We start from the raw sequence: 23,920 nt of genomic DNA on the forward strand, positions 1-23,920 counted from the left end.
CTTCTATGAGCGAACGCGAGAACGGGTATCAAGAAGCCCAGATGATTGTGGTCGTCAGAGTTCTCGTGGTCATCGCGGCATATATGGCGCTGCCTAACGAGCAAGTATGGGCTGCGGGAAGATTGATCGCGAAGAAGCGACTGCAAATCGCGCTGCTTTTCAACTTTGAGGCATCGGGCCCAACCGAACTCACGTAACATCGCGCTTCGGATCGAGCGAGCATGCCTCAACGCTGCAATTGCACTTTTTGCCGGAGGTTCGCGTGAGTGACAGCAGCACCGGCTCCAATCAGTGGCCGCGCCCCTATCGGGTGGATACGCAACTCTACGACGACTTCTGGAACTGGCTTGCTGCGAAGCTTCCACGGCGCCGCTCCTATGGTGCCGCCCTTGCCGCTGGCGATATGTACGACTTCCTCGCGTGGATCCGCGAGACCAACAGACCCCCAATGGCCGACCGGATTGCGCAGTCGTCGTTGGACGCCGACGTGCAAGCCTATGCAGCTGACTATATAGGGCGCGATGTACCGTTGATGGGCGGGTTTCGTGACCGCCTGCTGAACTTGCGAGATATGCTTCGCGACCTGCAATTTGAGAACTGGGCTCGTGGAAGGAACTTGATGTTTCAGGCCTTTGAGGGAGCCAGGCCATCGTCATCGGGCAGCAGTAGCAGCCATACCACCAATAGCGGTAGCACCCATACCGCAGACAGTAGCATCTCCAATCCGGGACCCGGCCCTCATGACGTGGACTTGCGCCTCTATGAGGCGTTTTGGAATTGGCTGACTGAGAAGCTCCCGAGCAGCCGCTCCCGCGGCGCCGATCATGCCGCAGACGATATGAGCGATTTCCTCAAGTGGATCCGCGAAACCAACAGACCCCCAATGGCTGATCGGATTGCGCTGCCGTCGCTGGACACGGACATACAAGCCTATGTACGCGACTATATAGGCCGCGACGCGCCCACGATTGGCGGATTTCGTAACCGTCTGCTGAATTTGCGAGATATGCTTCGGGATTTCCACCGCGCCCAATTCGAAAACTGGGCACATGCGAGGGGGGCGATGTTTCAGGGCTTCGAAATTGGCGGGCCATCGTCAGCACCATTGGCACCCACAATGCCTTCGGATGGACCGATGCTTGCAGCCGGCGCAGAGGCTAACTCGGTGCGGCGTGACTTCGGAGCTTATGTCCTCCCCGGTTGGAGCGGCGGCGTTGCCCCGGACCCGCTGATCGCCGAATTGCGAGAAAGCGGCCTCCTTCCAGGATCGTTGCGGCCACAAAGTGTGCTGATCAACGGTATGCGCTATGCTGCGGTATTGCGGCCAGGCCGGGCACCCGTGACCCCAAATAATCCGCAAGGCGAAAATTTTGTTCTCACGCCTGGATACCCCGAATTGGGGCTGCCGCCTCACCCTCGAGTTGACCCGATCAACCAAATCGGGCCATTGCTCGATATCGGAGAGAGTGTCGGGCGTGACTGGATCCACGGCCCGCGCGTCGCCGACCGCTCCCTGATCAGCGTATTGAGCGAGTTCGGACTTCTGCCGACCCATCGGGTCCCAATGACACTGTTCCACATCCACCGCGAGCGATACACAGCCGAATCAGGACCGGACGGCCGCATCCTTGTCATCCATCGACCCCAAGCCGGCTAAGGGAACCGCGCTTGGGCTGCGACCGGAGGCATCAGCTAACCGCACCATCGATAGAACCGGCGCGGGCGGGCAAGACGCTGGACGAACTCACCGACAGTATCGATCCGGTCGCGGCGGTTGAGGGCAAGGCCCGAAGCGAGCACCTGCCACTGCGCCGACGAAATAGTCGGCGGCGGCGCCGGTGTGAGATTTGCGTTAAGTGCCTCGTCGGCTGGCCGCTGGGCATATGGGTGGTTGCCGGTCAGGGTCAGATAGGCGACCACCGCGAGAGAATAGACATCGTCGCTTTCTGCCCGTGACTTACCCATCAGCATCTCTGGCGATGCATAAGCCGGCGTCAATAGTCTAATGTCGTCGAGCAGCGCGGTGGCCCTGTCGCCTTGCGGCGGAAGGTCAAGCATGAGGACTGTCCCAAAGTCCACAATTTTGATCTCGCCGGTCGAGGTCATGAAGATGTTTCCCGGTTTGAGGTCACCATGGACGATCCCTAGACTGTGCATGTGAACGAGGCCCTGCCCGGCGGCGCGGACGATCTGAAGGGACACGGAGGGCGAAAGCGGCCGTCCCTGACGATCCGCCAGGATCTGCGCCAGCGAGCGGCCCTTTAAGAACTCCATGACCAGGTAATGGTACTTGCCATCGTAGTCGGAATCGTAGATCCGCACCAAATTCCGGTGTACGCAATCGCGCAAAAGACGCGCCTCGCGGTGCAATAACTCGACTAATTTCTGGCGCATCTTCGCATGTGGTTGGATGACCTTCACTGCGACTTCTGGATTTTGTTCACGCGCCCACAGGCCGATCCGATCAATCGCTCGATAGACGGTGCTGGTGCCGCCCTCGCTAATAATCTCTGCCAGGTCGAAGCGGCCGCCGAGCACGTATCCCAAGGGAGCCTCACTCACAGCACAATCTCAAGTAGGCATTCGAGGATCGCATTCATGACGCTGGTCGCATGTCGCGCAAAAGCGCAAGGAAGGCCCCTGCCCGTCGGAACGTCGATCGCCAATAATCCGTTGAGCTCATGATAAGGTGTTGCCGTTACGATCTGATTGCGGCCTGTCTGGAACGTGTCGCGTAGCTTACGGGACGGCCTACCAGCGTTGCGGCCGACCCCACCGCTCGCGCCAAGGTGCCGTCAGCGGCATGTGCCCTCTTCCTCCCGAAAAGCCAAGAAGAGCTCTCACGGCGCTCCTGTCATAGGTGATCCGGACATCGGAACGAACGAAGGACGCCCGAGCTGAACGGATTGCTTACACTTTCTGCCCGCAGTTCATAGGTCACGTCGGGCCGGTCAGGTCGACCGATCGTGATCGTGAAACGGTCGGGAGCGCCACGCGAGGTGGGCCGCGAAGCATCGATGAGACGGAACAGAGCCCAAGGGCCTGAGCGCTCAATCCTCTCCTCGGTTCCGTCCAGGGAAACAAGGGCGACGGAAGCCATGCTTGCATCAGTTCGACTCGGCCATTCAAGGTCGTAGGCACGGGGCGCCTCGTGACGATAGACGATCTCCTTGCCATCCATGACAAACGTCGCGCGCAGAAGTTTAGAGGCGAGATAGGCCGGTTTGATGCTGAACTTCACGGCCGGAGCGGAACCCGCGCCGTTGAAAAAGGACCTGCGAATTTCTCGCGCGCGTTGAAATTGAGTCAGGGCATCGGCATGGATCGGCGCCGTCGCACCGTCGATGGTTGCCAGTTTAATGCCGGTTCTGCCCTCGATGACGAACGGCGACAGGTACTTCTGAAAAAAATCATCGAGGATGCCGCCAGGACGAAAGAGATCGCTGAAGTCCTTTAAAGTTACGTCCTCGGTCGCGGTCGCAAACAATGGATAACGCTGGTAGATGCCCGCTTGGCAGATCGGCGCCACCTCCCGTGTCCAAACGGCATTGACATGACCGTGCGCCCGTCGAAGCAAGACGCTCCATGTCGAGAGCGCGATGTCGTTCATGATGGTACGGACCAGTTCGGGCCGTAGCGCCGAGTCAGCGCGCAAGGCGCCAAAGGCATCGTTGCTCGGATCCCTGACGCGTCGCTGAAAGAGCTGAAATGCAGCCTGGCCGGGATCGGGCGCGGTCGCGATATTGGCCATCGTTGCATACAGGCCGCCGAACAGATCGCGGATGTGATCCATGCTGGCCGCCTGTCCGGAGGCTCCGCCTATGCCCAGTTGAACCACAGGCCGGAAGGCTTCGGTGATCCGTGTTCCCGGCCAGGGGGCGTCGCCGAATGCCGCCGAGAATACGGCGGCCGCTGTCTTCCCGGCCTTGACCGCGGTCTGCTCTCCGGGCGGCGGCAGGTTCGTATTGTCGCGTACGAGGGAAATGATCTGCTGCAGTGCGCTTTCCGGGCCGGCCAGCCCGCGCAGGATCGCCGAGGCACGCTGCATATCGTCGAATTTGATGACGCGGACGCTGCTCAGTGCGCTTGTCCAAATGCGAATGTAATCGGCAACATAGCGATCGACGACCTTGCGCACGACCTGTTGTGTGTCCGCCACATCAAACGAGCTGCCAGCAAGCACCCAGTCGCCGCTTTGCTCGTCCTGGACAATGAGTGGAAGGTGCGGCAGCAGGAAATCGATCAAACCATCCCGCGTGAAGATGCCCGGGATGATCGCGGTGCCGCCCGACGAAGGGAGATCCTGCCGACCAATGGTGGGGAAAACAGCCTGGGGCTTTATCTCCAGCTGGCCGGCTCCCAGCAGACTAACGAGGTCGATTGGCCGGAGCTGCGTGTCCTCAGCGGCTTCGCGCAAAAGCCGGGCGTAGACCTGCTCGACGAGAGGACGTTCCATCAGCCGCAAGCCTACCGCAATCACGAACTTCCGGTCGCTCGTGATGGGCCTCGGCAGCAACTCAATAAGACGTGAAAAATGCTCCTGCAGTTCGCCAGCTGATGTCGTCTCGAGCGCAAACGTAAGCGCCACTTCACGGCGCATAGCCTGTTCGATTTTGCCGCGATCGAAATGCCTCGGATCGCCCAGCATCAAATAGGTGCGGAACATTTCCTTGGCCTGGTCCAGCAGAGTATCGTTGCCCGACTGCAATACCGTATCAATCCGAACGGCAAGCCTTCCAGCAAAAACCGGCAGCAGGCGGTCGACCAGAATCTGGTCATAGGTTCGTTGCGCAGCCGGCGCGAGCACCGGGGTCGCCGAAATCCCGAGGCCACCGAGCCATGCAACCCAAGTGTTCTCGCCGGCGGCCAGACGCAGCCGGCGCGCGGCGTTGAGGGTCGGCAGGAGCCTGGTCAGATCCAGCGGCTCGCGTGGTTCGTTCAGGCGCGCTTGCATTGTCTGTACGGCCATTCTGGTTTCAGCGATGCGTGCTTCGCTGCGAGCGAAGGCGCCGTACCACTGCGTCAGCGCAGCGACCGCCAGTATGACTGCCACGAGATAGCCACCACAGTGCACCATCGCGAGCTTGCGTTCGAGTTTGAGATTGCGGCCGACCAGTCCCTGCTCAGCGAAGATCACGTCGGTCAGCAACTTCTTGATGAAGAATGCTTTTCCCGGCCCGATGGACGGCGTGGGTGGGCTTGCGTGCAGACCGAAATTCCTCCTGATCGCAGCGCTCATCCTCTCGATCGGCACTCCTTCCTGGGCAGCGCTAGTCAAGTAGACCCCGCGCAGCATCGGTTGCACTTCGAATCGGCTCGGCCGGAAGACCTCACTAACGAAGGCGCTGACCGCGGTCCCGATGCTCCACAATTCTTTCGGGAACATATACATCATTGCACGACGGTCATTATTACGTTCGTCATGCATGCGGAACGCCAAGTTGCCCTCGAGCCGCTCGGCAAGTTGGTGAATCTCGAGGGCTACGGCGCCGTCGATCTGATCGCCTGGTCCCTCGAGAGGAAAGGTCCTGCCCCAGACCTGGGCACGACCATCATGGTCGAGATCGTCGAAATACTCGGTGAAGCCAACTACCAGATCGCATTTGGTTACCAGAACATAGACCGGAATACGCATCCTAAAGGTCTTGGCGAGCTCCTGTATCCGCGAACGAATCGACTGGACGAGCCTGCGCCGGTTGTCATCGCCCGATAAGAGATCGCGCAGGCTGATCGCAACCAAGATCCCGTTGATCGGTCGCCGGCGTCGATGCACGGTAAGAAGATCGAGAAAGCCATGCCAAGCCGCGCGATCGACCTCGGCATCCGTATCCTGTGTCGTATAACGGCTTGCCGTGTCGATGAACACTGCCTCTTCGGTAAACCACCAGTCGCAGTTTCGCGTGCCGCCGACACCGGCCACCGGATCGACGCCGAGCCGTTTGGCCAACGGAAACTCGAGCCCCGAGTTGCGCAGGATCGTTGTCTTTCCGGCCCCCGATGGTCCAATGATGATGTACCAGGGCAACTCGAACAGATAGCTCGGTCCGCGCTTGCCGGCGAACGCCGTATCGCGCAGGACCTTCAGCGCATCCTCGAAGCGTCCACGGATGAGATCGATCTCTTCGTCGCCACGATTTTTGGAGCTCGTGACGAGGCCCTCGCTCGCCATCAATGACTTGATAACACGTCGGTTAGCACGGCGCGCCAGCCAGTAACGGACAAGGATGGTGACGACGACCGTCAGGGAGAGGCAGCCGATTGTGGCCGCGCGAACCGTCATCGAAACCAGCGGGTGCTGATCGAACAGGTCAAGGTGGGGGCCGCCGAACCAGATCAACGCGTCGACCAGCAACAAGGTGACCAGCGTGATGACGCCTCGAACCGAAAAGAGGGCCGCGAATCGACCGCCAAACACCTGCATCTCCCTTTTAGCGTGATCCAGACTGGCCGATCATGACGAGCAGTTGCTCAACGGGCGCGAGTTCGTCCGATAGGCGCCAATGAAAGACACCGTAGCCGATCAGCCCAATGACGGCCGCAGCGGTGAAGATGATCCATAACGGCACGTAGCGACGCATCCGTGTATGTACTTTGGCGCCGCGCCATCGGATCGATAGTTCGGCCGGCGGTTCGCTCGTATAATCCCGCAACAGACGCCGAACGTCGGAACGCAGGTCTTCGAGCCGCTCGCGGCCTCCTTCCACCACGCGATATTTGCCCTCAAACCCCATCAACAAGCAGATGTTGATGAGCTTGAGCAAGGCGAGGTATTTGGCCGGCTTTGTCTGCACACGTTCGAGTATCTGGAAAACCCTCTCGCCACCCCACGTCTCGTTATGGAACTGGTTGAGCAGGCTGTTGTTGCTCCAGGCGCTCTCACTGCCCCAGCGCGTGGTCATCACCGCTTCGTCCAGCAACGCGCATATCACGTAACGGGCGGCTGTGACATCACTGCCGCTCGCCTGATCTTTGGCCGCACGCACCTCGAAACGGTGGATTTCCTCGACCATCTCACGTCGCAGCACGCTGATATCGGCGTTGTTGACGACGCGAAGCTGCGCGACGACCAAAAGGATCGGCGTCGCGGCCGCGACCAAGGCGTCCTCCATTGCCTTTGGCTCGAACGGGCTTTGCATGACCATCTCGGCATGGTTCGCCGCCCACACCTCGTCGGATTCAGATACAGGCGACGGCAGAGCGCCCGCTGGGAAGGCGATCTTCGGCGCAACGCACGCTGAGGATTGCCCGACTTGAGTGTTACGGGTCGGACCAACTGGCCTGCGACCGATGACTGTTGGTTCATCCATGTGGTTCGGGCCCGTCACGTATGTTGCCCACGGATGGCCCAGAACTCGAGATGGAGATCCGTGTAGTCACCGCTGACGTGGAACGCAAAGGCCGCCGAGCGCGGCAGGATCCGCCACAGCTCCACCGACTGGTCCAGCTCGAAATAGACGGCATTCTGGATGTAGGGCAACTCGCGCGGCGCCACGGCGAGCGCGTGAATCGGAACACCCGGGAGCTGAAGATTGACGAGATCGCGAATCTGCTCGACCGAGCCCACCTTCATCTGCGCCGGAAGCTGGTTGCGCAACGTCTCGCCTGGTACGCTTGCCACGGCGATGAGAACGAACCGAGAGTCCTGGAACAAGGTGCGGTCGGTGATCAGGCCAATTAGAATGCCATAGCCTCGGTCCTGCAACGGAAGCGATATTGCGGCGCTCTCGATCACAACAGCCAGCAGCCCACGCAGAATATGAGCCAACGGAGTGAAGCAGCTTTCGAGGTCCTCATGCCGATAGGAAGGCACCTCTTGCGCCTTCCGTCGGTCGCCAACGAAGCTCGATAGCTGTCCGGTAAGGCTCAGCAATGCTCGGAAGAGGGTTTCGGGATGATGCCCACGTGTTGCTGCGAAGTGGTCGAACACGGCTTCTGCACCATTCACGATCGATAAAGTGACAAGATCAATCAGTCCGGCTCCGTCCGCCGTCGTGCGCGAAGGATCCGCGCGCGCAGCAAGCGCCTCTGCGCGTGTCCGCAGCAGCGACCTGACCTCGTTCAGCAGCGCGATCAGCGACTCGGCTGCGTGGATGTCGATGGCAGGCGGAACGTAGGTGTCGGATAACGCAATCGCGCGAGCCGGATCGATATCACGGATGCGACAGATAGGCAGCGCGATCAGATCACCCTGTTCCTCGCCGTCAAAGATGAGATGTGTTGATAGCGACGCAACCTTGATATCGACCGGAGCCTTTTCAGGCGAGGTCGCATTGCGGATCTGCAAGACCTCCTGATCGTGGCGGCGCGTTAATGTATCCCCGGAACAGACGTCGCTGCCGGCCTGCCGGCGCGTACCCACCGCGATCTTGACCAGCAGATTTTTCGCAGCCGGTGGAGGGATTCGTCCGGTCGGAAGGCGGACATGCGCCGGCGCATGAAGGGCCGTGCCGTCGGGCATAATGGCTTCAAGTTCGGTAAGTGCGACTTGGCCAAGCGCCAGAAGATCACGATCAAAGCCAATTTTTCGAATGCCCCAGCCGTAGCCGAGCAGACCAGCAACACGGTTCTCGACCAGTTGTTCGACCCAGCGGTCATATTGCTGAAAGTGCTGCGGCCGCACCAACATGCCTTCGGACCAGATCGGTTTGCTTGTCGCAGACACCAGTTCAGTCGCCTCTTCGCTGGCTTTCCAAAAGGTGCATGTGCCCCCGGCAGCTGCTAGTGGTCACGACGGACCGGTCATTGGATTTTCCACCAGTTTCGGCTGGCTTCGTGCTCAATGCTGACAGCTTGAGCAGTCAATTTTACCGAGATTCTGTTGTCACGATCGGGCTTGATTTCGGCCGTTGAGCGCCACTGGGCATCGTTGCCCGCGCGGAAGCCCGCGATTACGCCGATATTTCGGGTCTCGATCGGCGTATCGCGCTCGAAGTCCATCTTATCGCCAGGCGCCAGCTCGACTTCGCGCTTGGCCACCAGATCCGGCCCAAGTCGTTTGGTGTCATCGTCGAACAGCTCGAAAAACTGCGCGTGGGTGAAGGTGGTCGTCGACCTCAGTTCATAAATGCGGACGACGACCGGCGACGGCTTGCCGCGCGCGTTCGGATTGACGAATTCATCGGCCTCGATCACGAACTTTATCGGCGTTGTCTTGGCGGTCTTGTCAGTCGAACAATTGGTGGCTACAGCGGCCATCAGCAACGCACCGCCAATCTGGGACAACCGATGGGCTGTATTCGGCGGCACCATTAGGCCGTCTTCCCTTCAATGCGGCCAGATTCTGAGCGTTGCGTTTCGTAGCTTCGAGCAAACTCTTCTGCGACATAGGAGCGAGCGGTTCGATCAATGTCATTGACCATCGATGCGTGCAGTTCCACAAATCTGTCCCACAACTTGGCCTTATTGATGCGAGCGCCGAAAAGCCCGCTGATTGCACCGTCGCTCTCGATACGCTGGGGGCTCATGTGCGTGAGCACATTGCTGACCGCGCCTCTCATTGCGGCCATTGCCGCGACCTCGTTGGCCTTGATGTCGTCGAAGCCTGCGCGCACCGACCGGGAGAGCAACCGGAATCCGTGATCCTTTGCGAGCGCCTCGCGGAGGACGTGACGGCTGTCCGTGAACTGTACTGCGTTGTCATTCCCGGCGCGTGTCTGCGTCGGCCTGATTTGGCACTCACTCTTGAGCATAGCCCACGCCGCCAGTATCGAATGCAGCCCGTTCGTCATCTCGGCGACCGCATGGCCGAGTTCGGCAAAAAACTCTCGACGCTGTGCTGGCGGCACAAGATCCGGATTGAAACCGAGCGCATCCCAGAACGCCTGCAATTCGTCTGTGTCGGATGGAGGGCTCGCAGGCAACGGCGGAGCACCGCTCCTTGTCGCGCTTCTTGTCTCAGGAACGCCGACCACGCGCGGCGCAGCGGTTTCCTTCAGTCTCAGCAGCAGCCGATCGAGCTCCCGCTCATCGGGCGGCGGCGTCCTTGATCCGGAATTCGGCAATTTCCCGAAGTGATTGGTCAAAGAAGAGGCGGTCGGCTTAGGCGCGATCCGGAGCGCTTCGTTCGACCCATTGAGGGGCGCTTTTGTTCGCTGCGATGACACCGACGCCATGCAGCACGAGACCGGTCCCGTCAATAGATCGCCAAGATCGAGATCCTCGGGGATGATTGGCGCAGGATGGCCATTCGGCAGTACACTCCTGCCATTGGAGGAGGCGGAGGGCAGCGGTTGGGATGGCTCGACAAATGGCGTGTCGACCGATGACAACAGAATTGATCCGACATTTCCCGATTGTGCGTGCGAGGATGGCCTCTGGGTCGTAGTAGCGCTCGACGGTCGCCGAGGAAGATCCGCCAGTATCGGATCCACAGCCTCGATGTCGCTGCTGAGCGGCTTGTCTCCAGGCAAGGATGGCGGATGAGGTGCCTGCGGCTCACATTGTGCCGCTGAATATAACATCTGGCGCGGGCCGGTCAGTCTTGAGGGTTCGGGCGGAAGATGCGCATCGCTTACCGACGGTCCGGCAGTCGGAACGGCTGCAGTTGCGGACTTTTGGGTGAATGCAGGAGGCGACGACGTCGGCGTTGCACGGTCGACACGCACCGCCTTCGACCCCGTCAAGCTTAGCCGTTGACGTTCCTCGACAGGATCGTCCTCGATCATGACCGAGAGGATGTAATGCGCCAAGTATAGCGTATCGCCATCAGCTAGCGGTGTGGTATTGCCGCGTCCCAGCGGTGCGTCCACCGTGTTGATGTACACACCATTGGTGCTTGTATCGGTGATCGTGAAACCGATGCCATTGAATGCGATCAACGCGTGGTGTCCTGACAGCGTGTTGGTTGGATCTGGAAGCCGCCAGTAGCAACCGCGCCCGCGACCGATGGAGCCCCCTTCCGGTCCAAACGCCTGCCTTGCGTTGCGGCCCAAGGGCTCGGCATTCTCCCCGAGGACTCCGAGTGTGAGATGCATCCTGCACCTTCAGGCTTGCTCGCCGGCACACGTGGTCATCCGCAAGCCCCATTGGAATTGCCGTGGCGGCAGCATTGCTTTCGACTGACGAGCATTGTTGCTGGGCCGATCGATTGTCTCATGCGCCGGTTGCGCAAGGCGAAAAGGAAGGTCTCTTCGTGCGCTCAGCGGTATCGGGCGCCGCGCGGGGCTTTCTCTCTCAGAAACAAGGAATGCGAACGCAAGCAAAGAAGCGCGGTCATCTTACGCATCTACGTGCACTCCGCCAATTAGTGTTGCTAGCTTTCGGTAGCAACGGTCGTGCCAATTGCGCCTCCAATCTAAGCCACTGATTGGAATACGACTCTCTGGTCCGGCGAATGACGCCGCTGTTCTCAAACTGACAGAGGCTCGTGCAGCCGTCAGACACCGGACAAGGTGCCGCCCTCAAGCAACTTTTTTGACTACCACCGCCCCAATGTCATCTCGCTATCCTTGACCAAACGGACAGCGGCAACTTGTCGAGCCAATATGGCGTCGACTTGGGACCCCAGAGATGCGTCGCCGCTTGCGGCAGGCAGTGGATTCGACGACACGGCAGTGCTTGCGTCTTGAAACGAGCGGACAGAAGTCCGTTATCCCCGGCAAGTTATTGCGGACGTGATGCCGCACCGAATTCTACCCCAGAGCTCGCATATTGGAGTTCGATATCGACGGCATCGACATAGGAAACCTTTTTTTTGCCGCGATCAGATTTAGTTTGTTGCTATCCAAAAAGAGTGCAGATGCGGTGCGAGTGTAGAGCCCGGTCGGCTTCTGCTTCACGAGGTTCGCATTCTCGTCCTCTTCACGGCGAGGCAAAGCCGCTTTAGGACGGCAAGGTCTAGGCGTCGCGGAGTGCACGACGCTGCGATATAGGCGACGGCGCCAAACGCAGAAAAGTTGCGCGGACGGCTGAAAAGACCGCGCGCACGTGTTGAGCGAGGCCTTGGCTGTCTCGCCGGGCGTCACGGCCAAGCAACCTAGCCATCACACGTCACAGCAACCGGCTTGCCGACAATCCTATGCGATGAAGGGAGGCCAAAGCAGCGTGCTTTCACGCCATGCCCGGCCAACCAATCGCGCCCTCGGCGACGGCTTCTGGCCTTACATGTCGCCAATCGGATACGAAAGCAGGAGGAGGTGTCTTCGCTCGGGCGTTCGCTATCGGAAGGCCTTGCGGTCCAGAGGGGGTTTTCACAGCCAGTCGCGATTCTTGACGAAAAGGTCGTCGAACAAGAGACTATCGAAGTTGATCACTCCACGCGCTGGATAAGACGGATCATTGTAGCACAACATGTCTTCTATCAGACCAGTCAGCACTATTATATGCCCGTTCCATGGTGGTTCGTTCCCGGAGATTGACGGCAGACGCAGCGCAGCCCAGATTGGCCCTCGTGCGATCAACGTTTCTGCAATAAAATCACGCGTAAATCCGTCATCTGGCTGGCTGAGCCTCTCTAATCCTTCGGTGCGCGCCAACCAGTCAAACTGGTAGCCATTGATGCCTATGTCGGCCCGCCAAACGGAAGGTAGACCCAGCCGAGGCCCTGGGCGAAAGTAGTACGACAGCATACAAGCGCAAGCATACCAACAATTGTGGTTCCCATGCGGTCGTACATTTCCGGCATAGTCTCGTCGCATGTTTAATTGGCCGTCATAGCCATGTCGTTGACCGACAAGCGGGACATCCAGCTTTACGTTTGGCACCCTGCACTCCCCCAAATTTACCAACGAGCTGTGGCAAATAGCGTGCCGAACGGCGTTAGCGCCAACCGCCGGTGGCCATGCCTACTCACACACTTGGCGCGAACGAGGTGGCTCTCATGGGCCCGGCGGGCGCGCACCGGCTCGTGGCTCGGATCGATGCGCAACATGATCTTCGCGACCTCGCGCCAGTCCGCGCTCTCTGCATCCGCATCCAAGGGGCGCGTGCAGGTGACGGCGTGCTGGCGGTCGTAAGGAGTCGTCTCGTGCACTGGCATGGCATTCGGTCATGGAAGCCATTGGACCGCAGCCAGCACGCGATGGTAACGTCTAACCAGGTTGACTGCGACTCTGGCCCATGATCCGTAACGCGCGATGATGGTCCAGTATCCTGTCATCGCGAGTGATCTTCACCCGAACGACTCGAAAACGATCACAATAGAACAAGGCTTCCGGTTCCATTGGGCGGGTCGATCCATGTCGTCCAACCTAACTCTCCTTCGCCCAGAGTCCATTGCGGTGTCTGACCGAGCGCCAATTCTAGCTGGAGATCCCATGCCAGGGGTTCGCGCAGAATAACGCTAAGGAGACGGCAAAGGATGGCATGGGTTTCGCAACCGGGCAGCAGTGACCGAAACTGCTGCTGGTTGAGCGGGCCGAGGCAAAGCCGAAATTTGCCTACGATGTCCGGCATGGTTTCACCGGCAAGGGTATCAACGCCGAGCTCAAGACCAGGTCGGCCAAGGCGCCACTGCGCCTGCCGTGGAATGTCGATCTCGCGCCAGATGAATTCCTCGACCCGGGCTGAAATGTTGAGATGGCTGGAAATCACACCGGCCACAAGCTTGGCGGACCGGCTGCATAAGGCAAGGACGCCGGCCTGCGGCAGTAGCCGCGCCCGCCATTCCCGTTCCCTAGCTGTGTCTTTCCCGGGCACGAGCCCAAAGAGCATGCCAATCAGCACCGAGATCGCGTCGGTTGCGCCCTCCTCGAACCGCAAATGGTGACGGTGGTACCGCCAGATCCGCAGCAGCAGGCTGATCAGACGGTGATTGAAGAAATCAAAGAAATCGCTGAGCGATCCCATGCCGTCTGCATGCATGACCCGTTCGGTGTAGAAGGGCGGCAGCGGCGAGGAGGGACCATGCAGCCCGAGGAAGTTGACGTTGACCTCCACGCGCTCGCCGGCGGCCTTGGCCTGTCTGATTCCCGCGATCTCTTCGGCAGGAAAGCCAAGCGTTGGTGCTGCACGGAAGCGCACCGCCTCATGCGCGGGATCAACGGTGGATCCGATCGGGGGAGCGTCGCTAAAGCGCCGCTCGAGATGCGCAACGAGCGAAAAGAACCCGAATGCCGAAAGCTCATCGCGTTCGTCGAGCGTCGTCAGAGTGCCGTCATCGATCCGCTTCTCGCTGGCCATAGGTAGTGTGCGTTGCTTTCCGTGCCACGAACCGAAAACCGGTGCAGCATATTGATGCCGGCAAACGTCGCGAAGAAGGCGTCGAGTACCGCTCCCAACAGGAACAATTCGCTCTCGCCCCCGATCTTGCTGTCGATCACGGCCATTTCGATATTTCGCATTCGGATCGGGGCGCCGCGCACCACGTGATCGGTGTCCGTGCTCACGAACTGATCGAGGCCTTCGAGCAACAATTCCAGGCGACGACGCGCCTGAACGTCGTAGACTGCACGGAACTCGTAGCTGGCAAGCACAGTCCGCAACGCATCGACGTTAGCCATCGCTCCGTAGTTGCGCGCCAGATTGGCCGTCAACCGCCGCAACAAGCCATCGCTGACCGGTGGCGGCACCTCTGCAACGACCGCTGTGATGTTGGAGAAGGTCACCGAGCGAGGTGTATCAGAGGTCGGCAGATCCACGCTACCGATGGGTAACCGGTCAGCAATGGGTCCATTGGAGCAGGTCAATTGCAGGGATGCGACGTCGATCGGCGGATGTTGGCCGATGTCGAGCCGGTCAACGAAGCTCACGTAGTGATCGACGCCCCGGCCGACCACCGCCGGCCGGATACGCTCGCGAAAGTAGGCGCGGTTGCGCTCGGCGCCCGGCAGATCGTGGCGCAACAGGTCGAATGGCTCGAACTCGATGCGTTCGGGACGGCCTTGGACATAGCCGGTCACATCATCGACGGACCGGATGGTGAAGTTTGGCCCTCCCGAGGCAAGTACGCGGTATTCGGTCTTGGTCCGATTCAGCCGAATTGGCGAGGCCTCATGGCTGAAGACATTGATTGCCGGCGTGCAGTTCAAGCAAATCTGACCTTTGCCGACGCGCAACTGGGCGGGGAACGGGCGCCGAAACTCGAAGGTGAGCCTGCACTCAGTCTCCGTGTGGCCTGCAAGCGGCTCAAGACCAGATAATTCGACGTAGAGAAATTTCGACGGATAGCTCAGATACTCCTGAATGATCCGGAACCCTGAGAAAGCGTTGTGCGGCCAGGGCAAAACCGCCTCGTCATCGCTAAAGCCGACAGGCGCGATCTGTGCTGAGCCGATTGCGGCGACCTGTCGATCGGCCACGCTCACAGTTCCCTGCGAGGCGTGACGGCACAGCCATGCCAATAGGCAGCGTCCCACTTGCGGCTCTCGTTCGGTCGAGAAGAAAAGACGGAGCCGACCCTTTTTAAGACATGACAGGTTTTGCTGGCCGGTTGCTTTGATATCCAAGGTAAGGCGAGCGGAACTCGTCCGGTTCTCGAGCTGGACATCAATCATCTCAAGCGGCAGCACGTCAATTGGGTAGCAGGTGACGAACGTGCAGTTCGTTCCTTCAATCGGCCGCGAACGCACGCTCGTGCCGGCCGGCACGTTCAGGCTCGCGGCGCTCGCCGATGACTTCAAGGCAAAAGATAGGGTCGTGATGGGCGGCAGGGCTTGAAGATATTGCGGCCACACCATCCGCAACAGGCCGTGGACGAATTCGGGAAATTCGTCATCGAGCTTTTGGCGAAGCCGCGCGACAAGGAAGGCGAAGCCTTCGAGCAACCGCTCGACGTCGGGATCGGTCGCATCCTGCCCGAGAAAGGGCGCAAGCTTCGGATTGGCCAACGCGAAGTCAGCGCCGAGCTCGCGCAAATAGGAGAGTTCGTCCTCGTAATAGGGATTAAGGGCCACCGCCGCCTCAGCCCCTTATCCGAACGTGCTTGTCGCAGATCGCATCGAAGGAAATTGGCTCCATCTGGTCGTCATAATCGAGCGTCGCGTTGACGTGAAAGCTCAGCTGCAGCGGGTTGTCGGGATCGGCATGAAAGCGTATCGACACATTCTTCAAGCGGGGCTCAAATGTCTCGATCTGCTGCTTGAGCGAACGGGCGAGCGCGCGTACTGCGTCGGCTCCCTGCCCGACCGCCTCGTTAAGGTCGGGCATGCCGAGGTCCGGCCGTGTTTCGCAGCAGCCCTGGCGCGAGTTCAGAACCCGACGCAGGTTTTCCAGAACGCTTGCCCGGAAACGGTCGAACGACACCCGATGGGTCGCCGCGCCGTCCTCCAAGCGCTCCATAAGGCTGCGGTCGAACATCGCCTACCACCATTATTTCTTGTCGAGCTTACCTTTGAGCGTCAAAGCAAAATCTGCGCCCATGTACTTCAAATGTGGAACGACGGCGATGCCGACGCGATACCAGCCCGGTTCACCTTCGATGTCCTCGACGATGATCTCCGCCTTTCGCAAAGGCCGCCGCGAGCGCACCTCTGCCGACGGATTCTCTTGATCGGCGACATACTGATGGATCCAGTTGTTCAGCTCGCCTTGCAGCTCTTGCCTGCTCTTCCAGGAGCCGATGTTCTCGCGTTGCAGCACTTTGATGTAGTGGGCGAAACGATTGATGATGAACATATAGGGCAGCTGGCTACCGAGCTTGTAGTTGAGTTCGGCCGCCTTGCCTTCCTGGGTGTTCCCGAAATATTTCGGCTTTTGCACGGAATTAGCCGAGAAGAAAGCTGCATTGTCGGAGCCCTTGCGCATGGTCAGCGCGATGAAGCCCTGCTCGGCTAGTTCGAACTCGCGCCGGTCCGAGATGAGCACCTCAGTCGGCACCTTGGTCTGCAATTGTCCCATTGCCTCATAGGTATGCAGATTGAGATCCTCAACCGCGCCGCCAGACTGGGGGCCGATGATGTTCGGGCACCAGCGATACTTGGCGAAGCTTTCCGCTAAGCGCGTCGCAAAGGCAAAGGCAGCGTTGCCCCAGAGGTAGTTGTCGGTTTCGCCGTCCGAGGCCTCCTGGTAATTAAAGTCCTTCACTGGAACCGTCTCTGGACCATAGGGCAAGCGCAGCAGAAAGCGCGGCAGCGTCAGGCCAAAATAACGAGCGTCCTCGCTTTCGCGGAACGAGTTCCACTTGGCATATTTTGGTCCCTGGAACACCGATTGCAGGTCCTTCAGACCCGCGATCTCCTCGTAACGTTCGACGCCGAACATGTCCGGTGCAGCAGAAGCTATGACTGGTGCATGCGACATGGCGGCCACTGCGCTCATGTACCGCATCAGCTTGACGTCCTGGCTGCCACGGCCAAACTCGTAGGCCGATATCATGGCGGCGACAGGCTGGCCGCCGAACTGGCCGTACTCTGCTGTGTAGACCTGCTTGTACAGGCCGGACTTGACGATCTCGGGACTGTCCTCGAAGTCGGTGAGCAGTTCATCCTTGCTGACGCTGAGGATTTCGACCTTGATGTTCTGGCGGAAGTCGGTGCGATCGACCATGAATTTCAGCCCGCGCCAGGCTGACTCGAGCGCCTGGAACTCGTCCGTGTGCAGCACATCGTCGAGCTGGGCCGAGATTTTGCGATCGATTTCGGCGATCATCCGATCGACGAGGCCGTTGTTGACCTGCTCGTCGGCGCGGCTCGGTTTCATGAGCTCGGCGAGGAAAGCTGCGACGCCGCGGCGAGCGAGGTCGTAACCCTCGTCGCGCGGACTCATCCTGGTCTCAAGGAGGACCTGATCCAGCAGCGAAAGCTCAGTGGTCGGGGTGGTGACTTCGGCCGGCTGCTGCGCACTTGTGTCGGTCATAGCGCCCTCGCCTCAAAACGGCTCGTTGGTCCGCTCACTCGCTCTTGCTGGTGAGCTCGCTCAAGAGCTGCGGCCGCGCGCCGTGGTCTTCGAGCAAATTTTGAATGGCTTTGCGGAAGCCCGGCACGTTGCCGAGCGGGCTTTTCAGGGTGATCAGTGCTGCGCGCAATTCGGTCAAAGCGCGCAGTTCGGGGATTTGCTGCACGATACGCTCGGGTTCGAAATCCTTGAGGCTCTGAAACTGCAGCGACACCGACAGCTTGCCAGCCTCAGGCTGATCGTCGAGCTTATTCTCGGCGGAGATATGAAGAGTCAGATGCTGGCTTTTGACAACCTCGTTAAAATTGTCCTTGTCGATATTAACGAGCTCGCGCTGTTCAATCGGGCGGTCATCGGCCTGTCCGGTGAAGTCACCCAGAACCAGCAATTTGAGCGGCAGCTCGACATCCTCCTTGAGGTTGCCGGTTGCCGGCTTGAAGCGGATGTTGATGCGCTCCTTTGGAGCAACCGAGCTTTCCTGTGCCATATCAGCTCCTGTTTAAGACTCTGCCTTGATTAAGTCAGCTAGCGACCAAGCTGGCTCTCCCGTGCGATATCGATGCTAGCGACCCTCTTTCGGATTTGTTCGAGCACGGCGCAACGGCGCGGCTCGTCAATCAATTGCTGAGAGTCGGAATGGGTCATTGCGCGAAAGCGCAATTCGGCGACGTCGAGCGCAAGCCGAGGCTCCCAGCGTTCGAGATTGCGCTCGGCGATCACCTCTTCCATGTGCTCGAGCAGCGGGACGGCGGTCGTCACGAAGCCGGTTTCGATGCAGAAACGTGCTTGCGCAAGCTGGCCCACGAACCGCGCTCGTTCTCCGCTTGCGCCATCCAGCGCACGTGACAGCTTCTCGAGGGCAGCCTGAGGCTGCCCATCGCCAACCAGCTTATGTGCCTCAACAACCGCTTCGTCGGCAGGATCACGGCCCGGCGACACGTCCGCACCACCGACGGCAGCCCAGGCGCGCGTTTCCTCATCCGCGAACGCCCGTCCGTCATTGAACTGAAACGTCAAGATCCGCGGATAGCGTGTGACCAGCAGGGCTAGGCTTGCGCGCACTGCCGCGGCCGCCGGCTCAAAGAGCGGCCCCATTTGCTGCAATGCTTTCGCGGCATGCCGGTGAACGTCGAGCCAGAACGGTGACATCCAGACGATCTCTTCGGCCAAATTCAAGACATCGGCGTGCTGACCGGCCGCTATTTTGGTTTCCAACGCTGCGATATTGTCCGCAGGTGCAAATATCGTTGTGCGGCCGCCCGTATCCGGCGGCAGGGCTTCAAAGCGCATCCAGGAGCCGACACGATTGAGCAGATAGACCGTCGGGTCTGTGGGGGACGTGACGCGCCGGGCGGCCGAAGCTAGCCGCAGCATATCAGGCAAGTGGTCGATCAAGCCGGCCCAGTCGCCGTCGGCGCCAACCGGTCGTGCCACCTCAACCGGCGAAGTGGATTCCGCCGGGGCGACGCCGGCCTGCTCGACAGCTCGGGCCGCCTCCGCCGTACGTTCCAAGGGCACGGCGGTTGCGCGCTTGGCTTCTTCGTAGTGCGGCCGCAGAGCCCTCAACAACTCGCCCAAAGAGGCTTGCTCATTGACCAGCTTGTCGCGCAGCTGGCTGTCGAGATTGTCAAGCGCCTCATAGGCAGCGAGCACTGCCGGATATTCAGTTTCGATCGGCACATTCTCGGCCACCTCCGGCCCAACGCGACCAACGAGCCAATCGATCGCTCCGACCCGCGCCCGTTCCCGCTTGATCGGCGGAAAGAGCCCCTCCCAATGTGCTTCCACCATGCCGCGCAAAACGCCTAGGCCGATCGCAAGGCCCTGGTATCCTCCGGTCCGGAACAGACCATAGGTGGCCCAACAGACCACCAAAAGGTCCTTTGACTGATTCGACAGGATATGGAGCGACAGCGTGCTGACTTTGCTCCAATCAACCGCAGTCGGTCCGTCGGCGTCCATGCGCCGGACCTCGGTTTCGAGCTGTTCAAATTCGGCCGCACCACGGACATTGATGCCGGCGGGCACGGGGCCCGGCACAGGCGCGGCACCGGGCTGCGCACGCGCATCGATGTCGTCTCGAACCGCCGCCCAGTGATCAATCACCGTGACAAAACCATACGCGAACACGCACTGCGACGGATGGCGGAAAGTCAACGTCGTACCCGCCGCATACAATAAGCCGAGAGGCGACACCCTTGTAAGCCATCACTACCGTCCTTGCGCAAGCGCTGCTGGATGACGTCCGCCTTTCGCCTTCACCTCCTTCAAGCCTTATGCCAATTGCAATGGCTTGATTAGTAAAAAGCGATTTTATCAATTCGAGGCGTCACGGCCTCGACAGCATGTTGTAAACCCGACATCAGAGGTGGTGGCTGTTGGGTCGGCTCAGTCATTGGCCTGAAGGGGCCATGGCTCAGGCAAAATGCGCCGCGCGCCAGCCTCGGGAAACTTTGAAAGAAGATGAGGCGAGGATTTTCAACTCGCTACGTCGATGGATCGTCGTTGGAACATCTCACGTCGTACACGACTTTAAGATCACAACGACATCGGCTTGCGCATCACCGACAGGAGGATCCGTAGACGGCGGCGCTGGCGCCGTCAGCTCCCACAAACCGTGCGATCTCGGATTGCCGTGCATCGGACGAACTCGTTTGACCTATGATCATCAATGACATCGACCTACACATGATTGAGCTGTCACAGAATCAACTGCAAGATTGTACGCGCGGTCTTACGCGTTATTGGGTCGCTGGACGCAATAAAGCCATTGGCCAACCGCCGGGCTCTCATAAATTCACTTAATCCGGTCGGTGGCATCCTTTGAGCAATTTGAGACAATCAAGCGATCATACATATGTTTGGCAAGAACATCCAATTTGGCGAGCCGGCGGCTGTCGCGTCCAACCCAGTCGCGGATGCTCGCGTATGCCCCGTCGGCAGGTCGCGCAACGGGCACCCGAGCAGTCGGCCCATTCCTTCAATTCACCCGAGCTTGAGGTGATAGCAAGGGGTTTGACCAGAGGTCGGGATTGGGAGGGCTTCGCCGCCCGAAGAGCCTTCACCGAGCCGTGAGTTCCCAGATGATACGGATATGTCCTCCTTCGATCGATGGCCGGAAGACATGCATGTTTCTAACACGCAGCTTACTCTCATCGATCAAGTTCACGACGCGCCCAACATCTCCCTGATCGGAAAAGACGACATACATCAGGCCATTGGAAGTGAGCCAGTTATGCGCTCTCCCCAGAGCTGAGGCCATAGTGCTGTGACCTTCGTCAAAGCAGGAGCGCTCCAGGTCGTCGTTTGCCTTTCGGTTCCAGTACGGGGCGGCAAACAGAATAAGGTCGAACCTTTCTTGAGGCTGCAGCGCAGAATAAACGTCACTGAGGCGCACTTCTGCCTGATCGGAATAACCTAACCGCTCGATGTTCGTCTTTGTGGTAAGAACGGCTTGTGGATTAATGTCGAGAGCCACCAAGCGTTCTGCCCCAGCGCGGAGTGCCGCCAGGCCCAGCACGCCTGATCCGCATCCCAGATCCAATACTGTCGCTCCAGATTGGATGTGCCACTTCGATACCAAGGCATCGGGAGCGTGACTTAGGCGTGGCGATAGAACACCAGGCAAAATGTGCAAGAGCATACCGCACACCTCTACATCATGCGGGTGTTCGCACGACCGGAGATCAGCGATCATTGCGTCTACATCGGTGGTTTGGCGTCGCACCGATATGGCTAGGGGGACGGTCATTTTAACTTTCCAATTCACTCGCGAGCGCGCCGCCTCATCGCCGTCCCATCCGATCAACGGATCGCCTGTTGAGCGAGTACGGTAGCTGTCGCAGGCTCGGTGCTCTGTACGGGGCCCGTTTTAAAGAAGTTGCGAGCATGGTTTGTCCCATCGTGTCTGAATGCACTTCGCGCCTTCACTGACTCGTCGCCTCCAAAGCAACGGCCGTGCCATCAGCATTTAGAGCGCGCTCGGCTTCTGATGTTCCCTAGAGAACGGCAGCCGGCAGGCGCTCGGATGTTCTGTCGCCCCAGCGAGCGTGTCGCGCCAGTGTCGCAAACCCAACACCTCTAACCGGGTTGGTGTATGAATTGACTTCGTGTCGCAATTCTCACGGCGGGATTGACCAGACGTCAGAAGTTGCGACCTTTAACTGACGCGCCAACGAAAGCTCGTCGGGAACGCACAAGACTTCGTGCAATTCACGATTTTGATGCCGCTCCAAATACCTATCTACTAGCTGATCTTAAGGAAGTGATATTTTACCCTACGCTGGCCTACGACGATCAAAAACTCGTCGATCATACCGGTCGCCCCAATCACAGCGCCGATCGCCGCAACTGAAATCTGAAAAGACGATCATTAATGGAGCGACATACTCCTCTTGCAACTCAACTCATCAACCGTCCCCCTTTTTTCACAAATTTCTCTTTGCGCCCCGACTCACGTTGCAACGCCTTAGAGCAGGCACCTTCAGGACCCCGTTCATTTTTACCTGACCGGCGGTCACGTCAAGTTTTGGAAAGCTAACATGAGTAGCGAGGAGCCAGAGAGCTATGCTGGCGGACGAGATCGTGGACCGATTGAACGCTATCAACCAGGCTGATCATGATTCGGCCGCATCCAATACAGCCGCGGAACAGCCGCAAGCGGAGTTTGAGCAGCACCTGCCGGACGCGCCCAGGCATCAGCGAGTAGGGCGTCGCGAATGCGCACGACCGCTCAGTCGATCCTGGAGTGCCCGCCGATCGGCGACGAGGTTGTCGAGGTGAAGCGACTCAGGCCGCTCTCCTTCCGCCAATCGTCTCGCCAGCGCCCGTGTGCCGTCTACCACAAAGACGCCGCAGTCATAATTGTTCCGCTGTTGGGCCATGGGGGCGGACTGAAGGTTGGCGCCAAGGTTTTCCGCGAGCTGTTCTGCGCTAGCGATGTTAGATTTCCCGGAGGAGTCGTAGTGATAGGCAACTACGTCCTCCCGATTGCGGCGATCAAGGAGCAGTAGTGACCAGTGGTAGCCGTCATCGGCCTTGACACCTCTACCATTGTTCACTGGCACGAACAGGAAGTCGGCAGTATCGTTCTCATCCTCGTCGTAGACGATTCCTTGCACGGCTAACAGCAATTCGGCCGCGTCGTGGTTCAAGCGCAGCATTTGGGCTTGCGCCGGCCGCAGCAGCCGCATCCGAGCAGCCAGATCCGGATGTTCCCTCTGCAGCTCCCGCTCCAGGAGCGTGTAATCCGCCCTGATATGCTCGTCAGTTAGCCAGCTGCGCTGAAGCACCGGCGGAGCCCGCACTCGGACGCCGGATCCGGAGGCCTGTCCATCCGGCTGATCCAGACGGGCCGACGAGTTTTCGCGACGGCTCCCTCGGAACGCTTTGGACAGTCCGGACTTAAAATACCGCCACAGTCCACGGCCTTTGCCATCCTTCACCGGCATCGCGGACGTCATAGCCGTGGTCGATGATGATTCTTCGCCATGTCTCGGGAAGCTATCGATGCCCGCCACGACTGGCTGGTGAGATTCAAGCCCATGCCCCGGGACGAGCGTTACGCTAAGCCCGCTCGGATTGTTTGAGGTCGGCTCTCTTGTTTCTTGCCCCAACTTAGGTGTGTAAGGCCGACCATGGATGTAAAAATGTGTTCGCGAATGGAGTGGTGTCGTCGGTAGAAGTCCTTTTCTGCTCAGGGAACCGATCAAGGCATCGGGGGCTGATTGGCAACCATGTTCCCATCCCAAGCCGACGAGATGTGTGAGGTCTGTTGTGCATGGGAAGTTCTCCGCGGGCACGCTGGCCGGCATATCAACGGCGGGGGCGGACAATTTGGGTAGCGGATCCAAATGGCTGCAAGCGACGCTGGATTCAGGAGCCGCCGGTCGCTCAAGGTGACCGCACGTCGGTGATGGCTCGGCCCTAGCAGTCCGCGATGGCAACATTGGCGGCGTCCTCCCAAGTATCCCATCCTGATGGGTCGGAAAATTGAAGTCATCATAGTCTCTGCGGCAAATGACCTCGAACGTCTGACGCTGCATCTCGGAGACCACACCATGCTGAGCACTATCCGCGTCATTGACCTCGATCAATTGACGGGCACCGGGCATGGCAAGTCCTTCGAATTCATTTCCACAAGAGGAACCAG

17 protein-coding genes are annotated in these 23,920 nt (G+C 59.3%); 2 read left to right on the forward strand and 15 right to left on the reverse strand.

Annotated features, from left to right (window positions below; translation table 11 throughout):
* The first annotated feature begins 5 nt into the window (after positions 1–5).
* Together J2R76_RS18185 and J2R76_RS18190 are read left to right on the forward strand one after the other, a co-directional pair.
* Positions 6–197 carry a hypothetical protein gene (locus tag J2R76_RS18185; protein ID WP_253624442.1) on the forward strand — a complete coding sequence of 64 codons (192 nt, stop codon included), beginning with the start codon at positions 6–8 and terminating at the stop codon, positions 195–197.
* Positions 198–262: 65 nt separating this feature from the next.
* Positions 263–1,657, forward strand: a complete 1,395-nt coding sequence (locus J2R76_RS18190; protein WP_253624443.1) for a hypothetical protein — start codon at positions 263–265, stop codon at positions 1,655–1,657.
* 35 nt (positions 1,658–1,692) lie between these two features.
* Here the strand turns inward: J2R76_RS18190 and J2R76_RS18195 are convergent, their stop codons facing one another.
* The 15 genes from J2R76_RS18195 to J2R76_RS18265 all read right to left on the reverse strand — a co-directional run bounded on the left by J2R76_RS18195 (position 1,693) and on the right by J2R76_RS18265 (position 23,219).
* Positions 1,693–2,538, reverse strand: coding sequence for a protein kinase (locus tag J2R76_RS18195; RefSeq protein WP_253626028.1), 846 nt, complete (start codon positions 2,536–2,538; stop codon positions 1,693–1,695).
* Positions 2,539–2,854: 316 nt separating this feature from the next.
* Positions 2,855–6,421: a type VI secretion system membrane subunit TssM gene (gene tssM / locus J2R76_RS18200; RefSeq protein ID WP_253624444.1), complete on the reverse strand. Its 3,567-nt coding sequence runs from the start codon at positions 6,419–6,421 to the stop codon at positions 2,855–2,857.
* 7 nt (positions 6,422–6,428) lie between these two features.
* Positions 6,429–7,136: a type IVB secretion system protein IcmH/DotU gene (icmH, locus tag J2R76_RS18205; RefSeq protein ID WP_253624445.1), complete on the reverse strand. Its 708-nt coding sequence runs from the start codon at positions 7,134–7,136 to the stop codon at positions 6,429–6,431.
* 185 nt (positions 7,137–7,321) lie between these two features.
* Positions 7,322–8,662 (reverse strand): type VI secretion system baseplate subunit TssK, encoded by a 1,341-nt coding sequence (gene tssK, locus J2R76_RS18210; protein WP_253624446.1) that lies wholly within the window; start codon positions 8,660–8,662, stop codon positions 7,322–7,324.
* Positions 8,663–8,739: 77 nt separating this feature from the next.
* Complete coding sequence (gene tssJ, locus J2R76_RS18215; RefSeq protein ID WP_253624447.1) at positions 8,740–9,249, reverse strand: type VI secretion system lipoprotein TssJ; 510 nt, start codon at positions 9,247–9,249, stop codon at positions 8,740–8,742.
* Positions 9,249–10,973: a type VI secretion system-associated FHA domain protein gene (locus J2R76_RS18220; RefSeq protein ID WP_253624448.1), complete on the reverse strand. Its 1,725-nt coding sequence runs from the start codon at positions 10,971–10,973 to the stop codon at positions 9,249–9,251. Before J2R76_RS18220 ends, tssJ begins: the two co-directional genes overlap by 1 nt.
* 1,215 nt (positions 10,974–12,188) lie before the next feature.
* Positions 12,189–12,635, reverse strand: a complete 447-nt coding sequence (locus tag J2R76_RS41010) for a papain-like cysteine protease family protein (protein ID WP_375166574.1) — start codon at positions 12,633–12,635, stop codon at positions 12,189–12,191.
* Between the two features lie 496 nt (positions 12,636–13,131).
* Positions 13,132–14,118 carry a type VI secretion system baseplate subunit TssG gene (tssG, locus tag J2R76_RS18230; RefSeq protein ID WP_253624450.1) on the reverse strand — a complete coding sequence of 329 codons (987 nt, stop codon included), beginning with the start codon at positions 14,116–14,118 and terminating at the stop codon, positions 13,132–13,134.
* Entirely contained in the window at positions 14,082–15,830 is a 1,749-nt protein-coding gene (gene tssF, locus J2R76_RS18235) for a type VI secretion system baseplate subunit TssF (protein ID WP_253624451.1), read from the reverse strand. The genes tssG and tssF overlap by 37 nt, the downstream gene beginning before the upstream one ends.
* Before the next feature lie 7 nt (positions 15,831–15,837).
* Complete coding sequence (tssE, locus tag J2R76_RS18240) at positions 15,838–16,233, reverse strand: type VI secretion system baseplate subunit TssE (protein ID WP_253624452.1); 396 nt, start codon at positions 16,231–16,233, stop codon at positions 15,838–15,840.
* Between the two features lie 12 nt (positions 16,234–16,245).
* A complete protein-coding gene (gene tssC, locus J2R76_RS18245; RefSeq protein WP_253624453.1) occupies positions 16,246–17,730 on the reverse strand; it encodes a type VI secretion system contractile sheath large subunit in 1,485 nt (494 codons plus the stop codon).
* Between the two features lie 34 nt (positions 17,731–17,764).
* The gene (gene tssB / locus J2R76_RS18250) at positions 17,765–18,256 is read right to left on the reverse strand and encodes a type VI secretion system contractile sheath small subunit (RefSeq protein ID WP_253624454.1); all 492 of its coding nucleotides are present in this window, start codon (positions 18,254–18,256) and stop codon (positions 17,765–17,767) included.
* A 38-nt stretch (positions 18,257–18,294) separates the two neighbouring features.
* Positions 18,295–19,926 carry a type VI secretion system protein TssA gene (tssA, locus tag J2R76_RS18255; RefSeq protein ID WP_253624455.1) on the reverse strand — a complete coding sequence of 544 codons (1,632 nt, stop codon included), beginning with the start codon at positions 19,924–19,926 and terminating at the stop codon, positions 18,295–18,297.
* Between the two features lie 904 nt (positions 19,927–20,830).
* Positions 20,831–21,520, reverse strand: a complete 690-nt coding sequence (locus tag J2R76_RS18260; RefSeq protein ID WP_253624456.1) for a 50S ribosomal protein L11 methyltransferase — start codon at positions 21,518–21,520, stop codon at positions 20,831–20,833.
* A 946-nt stretch (positions 21,521–22,466) separates the two neighbouring features.
* Positions 22,467–23,219: a Ulp1 family isopeptidase gene (locus J2R76_RS18265; RefSeq protein WP_253624457.1), complete on the reverse strand. Its 753-nt coding sequence runs from the start codon at positions 23,217–23,219 to the stop codon at positions 22,467–22,469.
* Between the last annotated feature and the right edge of the window lie 701 nt (positions 23,220–23,920).

Source organism: Bradyrhizobium sp. USDA 4532 (assembly GCF_024171315.1).
Taxonomy (GTDB): Bacteria; Pseudomonadota; Alphaproteobacteria; order Rhizobiales; family Xanthobacteraceae; genus Bradyrhizobium; species Bradyrhizobium australafricanum.

Bases quoted from the DNA above. Each gene is read 5' to 3' on its own strand.
- J2R76_RS18185 (WP_253624442.1), top strand. From the start codon at position 6: ATGAGCGAACGCGAGAACGGGTATCAAGAAGCCCAGATGATTGTGGTC.
- tssM (WP_253624444.1), bottom strand. From the start codon at position 6,421: ATGCAGGTGTTTGGCGGTCGATTCGCGGCCCTCTTTTCGGTTCGAGGC.
- icmH (WP_253624445.1), bottom strand. From the start codon at position 7,136: ATGCAAAGCCCGTTCGAGCCAAAGGCAATGGAGGACGCCTTGGTCGCG.
- tssJ (WP_253624447.1), bottom strand. From the start codon at position 9,249: ATGGTGCCGCCGAATACAGCCCATCGGTTGTCCCAGATTGGCGGTGCG.
- J2R76_RS18220 (WP_253624448.1), bottom strand. From the start codon at position 10,973: ATGCATCTCACACTCGGAGTCCTCGGGGAGAATGCCGAGCCCTTGGGC.
- J2R76_RS41010 (WP_375166574.1), bottom strand. From the start codon at position 12,635: ATGCGACGAGACTATGCCGGAAATGTACGACCGCATGGGAACCACAAT.
- tssG (WP_253624450.1), bottom strand. From the start codon at position 14,118: ATGGCCAGCGAGAAGCGGATCGATGACGGCACTCTGACGACGCTCGAC.
- tssE (WP_253624452.1), bottom strand. From the start codon at position 16,233: ATGTTCGACCGCAGCCTTATGGAGCGCTTGGAGGACGGCGCGGCGACC.
- tssC (WP_253624453.1), bottom strand. From the start codon at position 17,730: ATGACCGACACAAGTGCGCAGCAGCCGGCCGAAGTCACCACCCCGACC.
- tssB (WP_253624454.1), bottom strand. From the start codon at position 18,256: ATGGCACAGGAAAGCTCGGTTGCTCCAAAGGAGCGCATCAACATCCGC.
- J2R76_RS18260 (WP_253624456.1), bottom strand. From the start codon at position 21,520: ATGACCGTCCCCCTAGCCATATCGGTGCGACGCCAAACCACCGATGTA.
- J2R76_RS18265 (WP_253624457.1), bottom strand. From the start codon at position 23,219: ATGCCGGTGAAGGATGGCAAAGGCCGTGGACTGTGGCGGTATTTTAAG.